This window comes from Algoriphagus aquatilis (assembly GCF_042657405.1).
Lineage (GTDB): Bacteria > Bacteroidota > Bacteroidia > Cytophagales > Cyclobacteriaceae > Algoriphagus > Algoriphagus aquatilis.
Map to the genome: position 1 here is coordinate 217,051 of NZ_JBHSKS010000005.1, position 11,847 is coordinate 228,897.

Below are 11,847 nucleotides of genomic sequence, written 5' to 3' on the forward strand. Positions count from 1 at the left end.
AAACCATGAAGAAACTCGCATTACTTGGAGTGCTATCTCTTGGTTTGTTTTCCTGTGATAAAACTTGGTTGCCCAAACCTCCGGGCTACAACCGCATAGACCTACCCAAGCATGACTATCAGAAATTGGAATCGGGCTACCCTTATCAGCTGGATTTCTCCAAGTATAGCAAAGTAGAAGCAGACTCATTCAATCTTCAAGAAGAAGCTTGGATCAACCTGAATTACCGGGATTTCGGTGCCAAAGTCCACCTGACCTATAAAAAGATTGACGATAAGACGAGTTTCAAAAAACTCTCCAGCGATGCATTCAAGCTTACAGCCAAGCACCAAATCAAGGCTTACGGCATTGAGGAGGCAGTTTTGGTCACGCCAAATGGATACTCTGCGGTGGTGGCAGAATTGAGCGGAGAGGTTCCAACCCAGTTTCAGTTTTTCGTCACTGATTCGACCACTCACTTTTTAAGAGGTGCAGTGTATTTCAATACTGCCATGAAAAATGACTCGTTGGCACCTGTCATTGAATACTTGAAAATCGACATGACCCACTTGATGAATACGCTGAAATTTGTGAATTGATCCGAAGCCAAAACACATAAAAAAGCCTGCTTGAATTCACGTCAAGCAGGCTTTTTAGCTTTGTGCAAACTAAATCAATGGAGCTTTTTCCAGGATTTGATAATTATTAATCCTCCTAACACCGCAATTACAGCTGCGATTAGACCTTCCATTGTTTTTCCATAAATAAAGAATCCAGTCGAAAATAAGGCAGCATACACCATAAAAGTCCCGGTGATCATCAGCCCAATTTCTTTTCCAAGGGTACCTTTTTCTTCTTTTTCGGCCGGATATCGATCCAATAGTTTTTTCCACCCCATAGATGCGGGTGTCACCTTTCTATAAAATGAAAGCAATACCTCGTCCTTTTCCGGCTGAGTCATAAACGTGACGATTAGCCAGCCAATGGTGGTGATCGACACAGAATAAATCAACTTCATATAGGACTCCTCCACGGGGATATCAATCAACCCCAGTTTAGGATTGATGACTTCGAAGAAAATGGCCACCACAAAGGAAATCGCCATAGCAGAGATTTCAGTATAGGCATTAATTCGCCACCAAAACCAGCGTAGAATAAAGATCAAACCTGTACCCGCCCCGATCTGAAGCAGAATCTGAAAGGCATCCAAGGCTGAAGACATCGCCAAAGCCAAGAAAGCAGAAAGTACCATCAAAAGCACGGTTGAAATCCGACCGACAGCTACCAGTTCTTTGTCAGAAGCCTCTGGCTTGATAAATCTCAGGTAAAAATCATTGACCACATAGCTTGATCCCCAATTGAGGTGTGTGGAAAGCGTGGACATCACCGCGGCTATGAGTGAGGCTAAAACTATCCCTACCAGTCCAGTTGGCAGGAAGGAAAGCATTGCAGGATAGGCCAAATCATCGCCCAACTTATCCACTGGAATATTTGGAAATGCGGCTTGCAGGTCAGAGATATTTGGGAAAATTACCAGAGAAGACAAGGCCACAATGATCCAAGGCCAAGGTCTCAAGGCGTAATGAGCAATGTTGAAAAACAAGGTGGCGCCAATGGCATTTTTTTCATCCTTGGCTGATAGCATTCGCTGAGCGATGTATCCACCTCCACCAGGCTCAGCTCCCGGATACCAAGTAGCCCACCATTGGATGGCTATCGGAAGGATGAAAATGGGAATGTAGACATTGGGATCCGTAAAATCCGGGATGAAATCCAACTTGGAAGCGACCACTTCATGAGCCAAAAGATTGCTCAATGAGCCAATTTCCGGAAGATCAAGCACATAATACGCTGCTCCGAAGGAACCAGCCATGGCAATGAAAAATTGGAAAAAGTCTGTCAACAGGACTCCTTTTAGACCTCCCAGTGAGCTATAGACCACAGTCACGATTGAAGCAATTAGGAGAGTCTGGACAGGAGAAAGTCCAAGCATTACCCCGCCGATTTTGATGGCAGCCAAGGATACCGTAGCCATGATGACCACGTTGAAAAAGACTCCCAAATAAATTGCCCGGAACGCTCTCAAAAAGGCCGCACCTTTGCCTGAATACCTCAATTCATAAAACTCAAGGTCGGTAGTCACTTCAGATCTTCTCCACAGCTTGGCATACACAAATACGGTCAGCATACCTGTAAGCAAAAACGCCCACCAAGCCCAGTTGCCTGCTACACCGTTTTTTCTGACTATATCAGTGACAAGGTTAGGAGTATCCGCCGAAAAGGTAGTTGCCACCATGGAAACCCCAAGGAGCCACCAAGGCATATTTCTACCGGACAGGAAAAACTCTTTGGCAGAGCTACCAGCTGACTTAGCGGTAAACAAGCCTATTAATAAGGAAATGATAAAGAAGGCTGCAATAATGCCCCAATCTAAAGCGGTTACATTCATAGGGTCTGGATTAAACTAGCACCCAATTAACAGAAATATTTTCTTTAATAAATCATGTCTTTTTTAATTTTTTTTTGAAACCAGCTAAAAAATTGTCCAATTTGAAGCGCTCGGGACGCATAAAAAATCAATTCTGCCAAATTTCAATTCTTGGCTATTTTCGCAAGATGAACCCTACCCTCCTATCAGCACTTTGTGATGCTTATCCATTTTCTCAAAATCCCACTCTGGAATTCGCCCCGTTTGGGGAAGGTCTGATTCACCAAACCTACTTAATCACCCAAGGGAAGCAAAAATGGATTCTTCAGGGATTCAATCAATCCGTTTTCAACTTTCCTGAACGGATAGATCATAACTTGGCTATGCTGTACCAGTTTGCCAAAAACCACTCCTTGCCCTTTCAGCTTCCGCTTCCTATTAAAAATAAGTGGAGTAGTGGCCTAAGCGAAATCAATGGACACCATTATCGTTTATTTGATTTTGTACAGGGAAAAACCTTGCAGCAAATTGAAAATCCTAGACAGGCTTATCTTGCTGCTATGGCTTATGGTGAATTTGCCAACTGGGCCAAGGATATAGATGCCAAGCAAATGCAAGAAACGATCCCCAACTTTCATCGGCTTGATCTCAGATTTGAAAAATTGGCCCAAGTAGCACAGACGAAATCTGGGCTGACATCGGAAGAACGGGAAATTCTGGACTTTTACCTAAACCAAAAGCCCTTGGTAGACTGGTACCTCGATCAGATTCATGATCTACCCTTGCGAGTGACACACAACGATACCAAGATCAATAACCTGATTTTTTCAGAAGACTTGACTAAAGTGGAAGCCATTATCGACCTGGATACCTTGATGGGAGGCTATCTCATGTATGATTTTGGAGATCTTGTCCGCACGGTGGCCTGCAGTCTGCCCGAAACCAGTACCAATTGGGAAAATATCAGGCTTCACGCGAATCTGTTCGAAGAACTTTTAAAAGGATATTGGCAGGGAGTCCAAAGTATTACAAATTCAAAAGAAGCGGAATCTCTTCTTTTAGGAGGAGAAATCATGACCCTGATCATGGGGCTTCGGTTTTTCACCGACCACCTTCAGGGAAATATCTATTACAAGGTGACTTATCCCGAGCAAAATTTTCATCGCGCCAAAAACCAGATGATTTTCCTCCAAAGCCAGCAAAGCCAAAGGGAACTTCTAAAAATGAGGTGGACAAACATCACCTCAACTACCTGAGTTGGATTTACTCTAAGGATTATTCATTCCAAACCTTGGCAATTGGAAGCGCGAAGGCTTAATTTGTTTCTCTTCAAACCTCAGCTCACTTGTCCGGAATATTTGATACCCGCATCGAATACCTCAAAGGTGTCGGCCCTCAAAAGGCCGAACTCCTCAATAAGGAGCTGAATATTTTTACCTACGGAGACATTCTTCAGCATTATCCCTTCCGCTACGAAGACCGCACCAAGTTTTTCAAAATCCGAGACCTGAACGAAGAACTCGAAAACGTGCAGATCATGGCTCGGATCAAAACTGTGGAGCTGATTGGGACAGGTGGGAAAAAGCGACTGGTAGCCCAAGTTTTTGACGAGACCGGAGAAATGGAGATGACCTGGTTTAAAGGAATCCAATGGGTAGTGAAAAAACTTCCAGTGGGCGCTGCATTTATTTTCTTTGGAAAACCCGCCCAATATGGCCGCAAGTGGTCGATGGCGCATCCCGAGATGGAACCGATCACGGCAGCCAATGAGAAGCGAAACACCTTTCAGCCTGTATACTCTACTACAGAAAAGCTGCGAGCAAAATTTCTGGATTCCAAAGGCATTTCGAGGATCCTTGAAGTTCTGGTTCCACTGGTTTTTCCACAAATTCCCGAAACGCTTTCGCCCGAAATCCTTCATCAATACCAATTGATTGGAAAACAAGAAGCCATTCGGCAAATCCATTTTCCTACTTCACCGGAACTGCTTCATCGGGCACGAAAGCGGTTGAAGTTTGAGGAGTTTTTCTACCTGCAGCTCCGCCTGCTGATGATGAAAGTGACCCGCACGGAAAAATCCCGTGGTCAAATCCTTTCCAATACCGACCTACTCACCGATTTCTACAAAAACCATATCCCCTTTGATCTTACCAATGCGCAAAAGCGAGTCATCCGGGAGATCTATGGAGATATGAAATCCAGCCGGCAGATGAATCGACTGGTGCAAGGCGATGTAGGAAGCGGCAAGACTATGGTGGCCTTTATCAGTATGCTCATTGCGATCAGTTCGGGGGCACAGGCTTGCTTGATGGCTCCGACGGAGATTTTGGCTAATCAACATTACGAAGGGCTGAAAGGCTATGCCCAAATGATGGGACTAAAAATTGCCCTGTTGACTGGTTCGGTGAAGAAATCTGCCCGTAAAATCATCCATGAAGAATTGCTCAACGGGGAGCTGAAAATTCTGATTGGAACCCATGCCCTGCTTGAAGATGTAGTTCAATTTCAAAACCTAGGCTTGGCAATTGTGGATGAGCAGCATCGGTTTGGAGTGGCACAGCGGGCTAAGCTGTGGGCAAAAAATGAGGAATTTATACCGCATGTCCTCGTCATGACAGCCACTCCTATTCCTAGGACTCTGGCGATGACCTTATATGGCGATTTGGATGTGTCTGTGATAGATGAAATGCCGGCTGGAAGAAAGCCCATCCAAACCGTCCATCGCTATGACAAAGATCGGCTCAAGGTGTTTGGCTTTATCAACGAGGAGATCAAAAAAGGCCGACAGGTCTACATTGTCTATCCGCTGATTGAAGAGTCAGAAAAACTCGACTTGAAAAATCTGATGGATGGCTATGAAAGTATTGCCCGTGCTTTTCCCCAATACCACCTCAGCATCGTCCATGGAGGAATGAAGGCGGAAGACAAAGACTTCGAAATGCAGCGTTTTGTAAAGGGTGAAACCCACATCATGGTGGCCACCACCGTGATCGAAGTGGGAGTCAATGTACCCAATGCTTCGGTGATGGTGATTGAGAATGCCGAGCGGTTTGGACTTTCACAGCTTCACCAGCTTCGCGGACGTGTAGGGCGGGGCGCTGAGCAGAGCTATTGTGTGCTGATGAGCAAATATGAATTGAGCAAGGATTCCCGAATCCGACTTGAAACAATGGTTCGGACAAACGACGGATTTGAAATCGCAGACGTAGACCTGAGGCTGAGAGGACCTGGAGACCTGATGGGGACTCAGCAAAGCGGAATTACGGATTTGTTGATTGCTGACTTGAGCAAAGACGCACCCTTATTGACGTTGGCAAGAGATGCAGCCCAGCAGCTTGTCATCAATGATCCTGAACTTGCGCAACCGGACAATGCAGCAATTTTGAGACAGGTGAAGCAACAGAAAAAAACAGCGGTGAATTGGAGTAGAATCAGTTGAGGGACGATTTCCGAATTACGACAGGGTGATTTACGAGTTCCGATTTTTGATTTACGACATTTTGAAGAACCCCAATTACTATTTTCAGAAGATTAGATTCATGGTATAATCTCTGAAGTACGTTTGAATGTCGTAAATCGTAATTCTGAAATCGTAATTAAAAGATTGTAATTCAGTTAATTTCCTTTCTTACCAAAAAGCTTTCCGATTCGTCTAAAGATTTGCTTTTCCTTTTCCCAAAAGAAGTTAAACTGCCCGAAAATAAATCCATAGATCAGTAGGATAATCTGATAGAGCGGCAATACTAAAAGCAAGTACAAAACCGTATTGACAAATCCCTGACCTCCTCCCCGCTCGATCCCAAAAAAGTCAAGAATCGGATTTTTGATAAACAAAATGGTAAAGCCAGTGCAGGCAAATACCACCAACACCATCACGACCTGAAATAGACTATCCAATTTCCATTTGGTCTGGAGGCGCTGAAGAAATCCAGGCTTTTCTTTTTGCATGAGATGAAATTAGGAATAAAGGGTTAGCCACAGATAACACAGATAAAATCTGAGCATCTGTGGCATTGTATATTTTACCAAGTGAAAACTCCTTCGTTCAAACTTTTTAATGCTTGAGTTTTATACTGCGCATCTACGAGGATGGACACATTGTGCTTACTTCCTCCAAAAGACACCATACGTACCGGAATATTAATCAATGAATCCAATACGGACTGTACCGCTCCTTTGGTCTCGGCTACTTTATTGCCTACCACGCAGATGATCGCCTGATTACGGTCGATCTCCACCGTGCCAAAGCTCTCCAACTCCGCCTGAATCTGCTCTAAATGGCTCAGGTCATCAATGGTCACGGAAACCGCAACTTCGGAGGTGGTGATCATATCAATCGGTGTCTTGTATTTTTCAAACACTTCAAAAATCCTTCTCAAAAACCCATACGCCAAAAGCATACGGCTTGATTTGATCTTGATGGCGGTGATGCCGTCCTTGGCCGCAATGGCTTTTACTCCGGTCGTCTCTACTTCAGCTTTGATCAAGGTACCGTGAGCGGTAGGCTCCATAGTGTTGAGCAATTTCACGGGCACGTTATACAACTGTGCAGGCCAGATGGAAGCGGGATGGAGGATTTTAGCTCCAAAGTAGGCCAACTCGGCTGCCTCGTCGAAGGACATTTCAGCAATCGGACGGGTACGGTCCACGACTCTCGGGTCATTGTTGTGCATGCCGTCAATGTCGGTCCAGATTTCGCACACCGAAGCATTGATGGCAGCCGCCACCAAAGATGCTGTGTAGTCACTTCCTCCACGTTTGAGGTTATCGACTTCATTTCGGTGATTTTTGCAGATATATCCTTGGGTGATAAACAGTCTCTCCTTAGGATGCTGAGCCAAAATGGCCTTCAGCTTTTCAGAGATCTTTGGAAGTTCTGGTTCAGAATTCTCATCAATACTCATGAAATCCAAGGCAGGAAGGAACACCGCAGGGATTTGTAACTCTCCCAAAAGCGTGAAAAACAGCTTGGTGGAAAGCAATTCCCCCTGAGCTAGGATATCGCGGTTGATCGCCTCATTAAAGGAGATTTTCAACAGAATATTCAAAAACTCAAAGTGCTCCTTAATGATCTCTTCTGCCTTTGCTCTTGCCTCGGCAGTCTGTACCAGAGCAGGGTAAAAGGCCAAATAATGGGCATGCAGCGTATCTATACGCTCTTTTGCCAGGGATTTATCTCCTGCAGCCAAGGCTTCTCCGATACCTACCAAGGCATTGGTAGTGCCGGACAGTGCGGAAAGTACCACGATGGTAGGTTCGTCCCCACGGGTAATCAGGTCTTTAACCTGGTGCATGCGCTCTGGACGGCCCACGGAGGTACCGCCAAACTTCATGATTTTCATAACTAGAGTCTATATAGGTTTGAAATTAAAATCCGAGCATTTTGATTGCCGTGATGGCTGCTTCATCCCCTTTATTTCCATGCTTTCCTCCCGCACGGTCAAGAGCCTGCTGTTGGGTATTTGGGGTCAAAACACCAAAAATCACGGGCTTGTTGTATTTCAAGCTGACATTGGTAATCCCATGTGCGACTGCATCACATATAAAGTCAAAGTGACGGGTTTCGCCCTGGATCACACAACCCAAACAAATCACCGCATCGATGCCTTCATCCTGTGCGCACCATTGTGCCGCAAGGGAAAGCTCAAAAGAGCCGGGAACATTCTTTCGGATGATATTTTCTTTTTTCGCTCCATGCTGAAGCAGCGTCTGAAAGGCCCCGGAGTAAAGAGCTTCTGTCACTTCTTCGTTCCATTCAGACACCACGATGGCAAACTTCTTTGCACTGATGTCCAGGATATTTTTTGAACTGTACTCGCTTAGGCTTTTGAGTGAGGTGGCCATAAATAGTTGATTTTGGAGTGGATTAAAACAAAAAAGAGTAAGACCCTAAGGCCTTACTCTTCTAGTATGCATACAAAAGAAGCATTACTTAGCGGCAAGGCCTTCTAAGCGAGCTTTATGTTTTCGAGCAGCAGCGTACTCAAATGATTCATAATATTTCTCTTCGATCTCAGTGTACGTCTTAATCGCGTCCTCAATCTTACCTGCTTCTTCCTGGGCTACAGCAAGCTTAGCCAAGTACTTTGGAGACATGAATTTATTCTCATTGGTACGCGCAGCTTTAGTGTATTGCGAGATGGCGGCATCGATATTGCCCAATTCCAAGTTGGCATCACCGATCAAAGAATATGCTTTTGACTGTACCAAATAGTCATCAGAAGAGAAATCTTCCAAATGCGTCAATGCTTCTTGGAATTTCTTTTGAGAAAGGTAGATCGATCCAATGTAGAAATTGGCAAGATTGGCTGCATCTGTACGTGGATAGTCCTCTACAATAGAGATAAGACCTTTGTTGATTCCGTCACCATTAAGAGCAAAATCCACACTGTCCTGCTCAAAGAAATACACCGCCTGAAACATCTCAGCCTGTGCTTTTTCATTTTGGTTTTGAGTGTTGATCTGGAAGAAAAGAATTCCACCGATCAAAATCACTGCAGCGGCGATCACGCCCGCCAATATTTTGCTATTCTCTTTCAAAAAAGCCTCGCCTTTACCGATTCGCTCTGCGATCACTTCTGGGTTTTCGAGAAGTTCGTTTTGGTCTGCTTTTTTAGATTGCTTGGTTGCCATATTACTCAAAATTTCGGTCGCAAATATACGGTTTTTATCAAATTCACAAGTGCCAATAAAAAAGCCACGAAGTGCGAAAGACTTCATGGCTTTCTGTGACTTAGATAGGGGAATTATTCCATCACAAATGGATAGTCTTCCTGAACGTACACGTCCTTGAAGGCATCCATTCCATCAGGCCAAGGCGATTCTTCGGCAAATTTCACCGCATCATCCACCTGCTTTTTTACTTTCTTTACTACAGCCTCAATTTCCTCTTCGGTCATGATGTTGTTTTCTCGGATCGTACCAAGTACCTGCTCGATCGGGTCGCGCTGTTTGTATTCCTCTACTTCCTCTTTGGTACGGTACTTTTGAGGATCGGACATGGAGTGCCCTTTGTAGCGGTAGGTTCTGAATTCCAACAAGGTCGGACCATCACCTCTTCTCGCTCTTTCTGCAGCTTCGTACACCGCCTCATGGATTGCTTCCACATCCATCCCATCCACAGGGAAGGAAGGCATGTCATACGCTTCACCAATTTTGTATAGCTCCGTCACATTGGACGTACGGGCTACAGAAGTACCCATGGCGTATCCATTGTTTTCGATCACAAAAATCACCGGAGACTTATACAACATCGCTAGGTTAAATGCTTCGTGCACGGCACCCTGACGAACTGCACCGTCACCCATTTTGGTGATACAGACATTCTTGGTACCGGCGTATTTTTCAGCAAAGGCGATTCCAAGACCCATAGGTACCTGTGCACCTACGATTCCGTGACCACCCATGAAGTTTCTTTCTTTGTCGAAAATGTGCATGGAGCCTCCCTTACCTTTGGTGGTACCGGTAGCCTTGCCGTACAATTCAGCCATTACTGCTCCCGGATCGGTTCCCAATCCCAGTGGCTGGGCATGGCAACGGTAAGCGGTAATCCACTTGTCATCCTTGGTCAAGGCTGTGATGGCGCCGGAAGCGCAAGCCTCTTGTCCAATGTACAGGTGACAGAAACCTCTGATTTTTTGCTGGCCATAAAGCTGACCCGCTTTCTCCTCAAACCTTCTCATCAAGAGCATGCTTTCATACCAGTAAGCATAGGTTTCTTTGGAATATTTCACTTTGGACTTAGCCGCTGCAGTTTTCTTTGCCATATCGTACTAATCAAAATATGCTATTTTAGGCCCCAAATATAGTAATCCCGACCTAAAAATCAGGATGCCACCCAAATAATTCCCTGCCTTCATGATTCTGGAGTCTCTCGACCTCATCCAGTTTAAAAACCACCTCAAAACCAGCCTGATTTTCAGCCCTCAGATCAATTGCTTTTTGGGACTGAATGGCAGTGGCAAAACCAACATCCTGGATGGCATCCACTACCTGTCCCTCACCAAAAGTGCGGTGCAAAGCAGTGATAGCCTGAATATTTCCCATGGGATGGATTTTTTCACCATCAAAGGGAAGCTCCAAATCGAAGGAAAACCTCTGGAAGTTCGCTGCTCTTTTGAGGCAGGGAAAAAGAAGCAGATCTTCCAAAACGGAAAGGCTCTTGACAAAACCAGCGAGCATGTCGGTCTCATCCCGCTCGTCCTGATTGCGCCGGACGATACCGAACTCATCAAAGGAGGCAGTGAAGGCCGACGAAAATTTTTCGACGGACTCATCTCCCAACTCGATCGCAGCTACCTCGATCAGTTGATCCGCTACCATCACTTTCTCAAGCAGCGCAATGCCCTACTCAAGCAGTTTGCCGAGACGGGCAGGCGGGACCTGACCCTGCTCGGAAGCTATGATCAGGAACTCATCCGACTCAGCATCCTACTTGCCCAGCGACGGGCAGACTTGATGCAGGAAATGGGGCCGGTACTTCAGGAATATTACGAGGAGATTTCGCTTGGCAGAGAAAAAGTAGAAGTGATCTACGAAACGGAAGCCTTGAGAGAGGACTTTGAAGCTTACTTTCTGAGCCTGCGGCAAAAGGACCTGGCCACCAAAAACAGCAATGCCGGCATTCACAAAGACGACTTTGAGTTCCGCATTGGAGATCATCCGCTTCGCAAAATCGGAAGTCAAGGACAGCAGAAGTCCTTTATCATCGCTTTGAAGCTGGCCCAGTTTCAAATCTTTGAGCAAGCCAAAGGAGAAAAGCCACTACTTCTCTTGGATGACATTTTTGACAAGCTTGACGATGACCGGATCGCCAAGCTGATGGACTTGGTGTCGAAAGGAACTTTTGGGCAGATCTTTCTGACGGATGCTCGCCCCGAGCGATCCAGAGGGATTTTGGGAGAGTTGGATTCGGAAGTGTTCTTTTTTGAAGTGGAAAAGGGAAGTGCTAAAAATTAGCTTTGAACTCACTTGGCCTTTTTTTGATTCACAGCTTTTATTTAAATCGAAAGAATCAAGAAATCAATCGCTTGAATGTCTATCTCCTACTTAACCAATTTGCTATGACCATCACAGTTGGAAAAAACGGTACCAAAGAGATCACCAAAATCTTGGAAGAAAAGTTGAAAAAGACCGGGGAGTCAGGTAATCTGAAAAAGCACTTTGGCAAGCTGAAAAGAAATCTGGATGGACTGGATTATCAAGCTGAAATGAGAGATAATTAATGCCTGCAATTCAATAGATCAGAGCAGTACATTTCCAATTAATTAAGACTAATAAAATTTCAAAAAACGGCTGGACAAGTGTCCAGCCGCTCAAGTTTGGCTAATTTCTGGTATGAAACGCTGCTGCTAGTGTAGGATTATCTGATTTTTTGAGTGCTTGTAATTTTTTCTGGATGTTGACGAAGTCGGAGAAATTGATTTTTGAGGCGTCAGCCC

The 11,847-nt window shown here is 45.1% G+C and carries 11 protein-coding genes; 5 read left to right on the top strand and 6 right to left on the bottom strand.

From position 1 onward, the window contains the following. Positions 1-5 precede the first annotated feature (5 nt). Positions 6-578 carry a gliding motility lipoprotein GldD gene (gene gldD, locus ACFPIK_RS09165; protein ID WP_377914448.1) on the top strand — a complete coding sequence of 191 codons (573 nt, stop codon included), beginning with the start codon at positions 6-8 and terminating at the stop codon, positions 576-578. 74 nt (positions 579-652) lie between these two features. Here gldD and ACFPIK_RS09170 read toward each other — a convergent pair whose 3' ends face one another. Next, positions 653-2,428, bottom strand: a complete 1,776-nt coding sequence (locus ACFPIK_RS09170; protein WP_377914450.1) for a sodium:solute symporter family protein — start codon at positions 2,426-2,428, stop codon at positions 653-655. A gap of 167 nt (positions 2,429-2,595) precedes the next feature. On the opposite strand from ACFPIK_RS09170, the gene ACFPIK_RS09175 reads away from it, so the two are divergent. Beyond that, complete coding sequence (locus ACFPIK_RS09175; RefSeq protein WP_377914452.1) at positions 2,596-3,663, top strand: phosphotransferase enzyme family protein; 1,068 nt, start codon at positions 2,596-2,598, stop codon at positions 3,661-3,663. A gap of 89 nt (positions 3,664-3,752) precedes the next feature. Then, a complete protein-coding gene (gene recG / locus ACFPIK_RS09180; RefSeq protein ID WP_377914454.1) occupies positions 3,753-5,846 on the top strand; it encodes an ATP-dependent DNA helicase RecG in 2,094 nt (697 codons plus the stop codon). A 176-nt stretch (positions 5,847-6,022) separates the two neighbouring features. On the opposite strand, the gene ACFPIK_RS09185 is transcribed toward recG, so the two are convergent. The 5 genes from ACFPIK_RS09185 to pdhA all read right to left on the bottom strand — a co-directional run bounded on the left by ACFPIK_RS09185 (position 6,023) and on the right by pdhA (position 10,173). Then, positions 6,023-6,355, bottom strand: a complete 333-nt coding sequence (locus ACFPIK_RS09185; protein WP_377914456.1) for a DUF6787 family protein — start codon at positions 6,353-6,355, stop codon at positions 6,023-6,025. Positions 6,356-6,429: 74 nt separating this feature from the next. Then, positions 6,430-7,749, bottom strand: coding sequence for an aspartate kinase (locus tag ACFPIK_RS09190; protein ID WP_377914458.1), 1,320 nt, complete (start codon positions 7,747-7,749; stop codon positions 6,430-6,432). Positions 7,750-7,774: 25 nt separating this feature from the next. Further along, positions 7,775-8,251, bottom strand: coding sequence for a 6,7-dimethyl-8-ribityllumazine synthase (gene ribH / locus ACFPIK_RS09195; RefSeq protein ID WP_377914460.1), 477 nt, complete (start codon positions 8,249-8,251; stop codon positions 7,775-7,777). 84 nt (positions 8,252-8,335) lie between these two features. Continuing rightward, on the bottom strand, positions 8,336-9,040 hold the full coding sequence (locus ACFPIK_RS09200) for a tol-pal system YbgF family protein (RefSeq protein WP_377914462.1): 705 nt from the start codon (positions 9,038-9,040) through the stop codon (positions 8,336-8,338). A 113-nt stretch (positions 9,041-9,153) separates the two neighbouring features. Then, positions 9,154-10,173 carry a pyruvate dehydrogenase (acetyl-transferring) E1 component subunit alpha gene (pdhA, locus tag ACFPIK_RS09205; protein WP_377914464.1) on the bottom strand — a complete coding sequence of 340 codons (1,020 nt, stop codon included), beginning with the start codon at positions 10,171-10,173 and terminating at the stop codon, positions 9,154-9,156. A 91-nt stretch (positions 10,174-10,264) separates the two neighbouring features. Between pdhA and recF the strand changes: the two genes are divergently transcribed. Together recF and ACFPIK_RS09215 are read left to right on the top strand one after the other, a co-directional pair. Beyond that, entirely contained in the window at positions 10,265-11,365 is a 1,101-nt protein-coding gene (recF, locus tag ACFPIK_RS09210) for a DNA replication/repair protein RecF (protein ID WP_377914466.1), read from the top strand. A gap of 104 nt (positions 11,366-11,469) precedes the next feature. Beyond that, a complete protein-coding gene (locus ACFPIK_RS09215) occupies positions 11,470-11,631 on the top strand; it encodes a hypothetical protein (RefSeq protein ID WP_377914468.1) in 162 nt (53 codons plus the stop codon). Positions 11,632-11,847 lie beyond the last annotated feature (216 nt).

Bases quoted from the DNA above. Each gene is read 5' to 3' on its own strand.
- gldD (WP_377914448.1), top strand. From the start codon at position 6: ATGAAGAAACTCGCATTACTTGGAGTGCTATCTCTTGGTTTGTTTTCC.
- ACFPIK_RS09170 (WP_377914450.1), bottom strand. From the start codon at position 2,428: ATGAATGTAACCGCTTTAGATTGGGGCATTATTGCAGCCTTCTTTATC.
- ACFPIK_RS09175 (WP_377914452.1), top strand. From the start codon at position 2,596: ATGAACCCTACCCTCCTATCAGCACTTTGTGATGCTTATCCATTTTCT.
- ACFPIK_RS09185 (WP_377914456.1), bottom strand. From the start codon at position 6,355: ATGCAAAAAGAAAAGCCTGGATTTCTTCAGCGCCTCCAGACCAAATGG.
- ACFPIK_RS09190 (WP_377914458.1), bottom strand. From the start codon at position 7,749: ATGAAAATCATGAAGTTTGGCGGTACCTCCGTGGGCCGTCCAGAGCGC.
- ribH (WP_377914460.1), bottom strand. From the start codon at position 8,251: ATGGCCACCTCACTCAAAAGCCTAAGCGAGTACAGTTCAAAAAATATC.
- ACFPIK_RS09200 (WP_377914462.1), bottom strand. From the start codon at position 9,040: ATGGCAACCAAGCAATCTAAAAAAGCAGACCAAAACGAACTTCTCGAA.
- pdhA (WP_377914464.1), bottom strand. From the start codon at position 10,173: ATGGCAAAGAAAACTGCAGCGGCTAAGTCCAAAGTGAAATATTCCAAA.
- recF (WP_377914466.1), top strand. From the start codon at position 10,265: ATGATTCTGGAGTCTCTCGACCTCATCCAGTTTAAAAACCACCTCAAA.
- ACFPIK_RS09215 (WP_377914468.1), top strand. From the start codon at position 11,470: ATGACCATCACAGTTGGAAAAAACGGTACCAAAGAGATCACCAAAATC.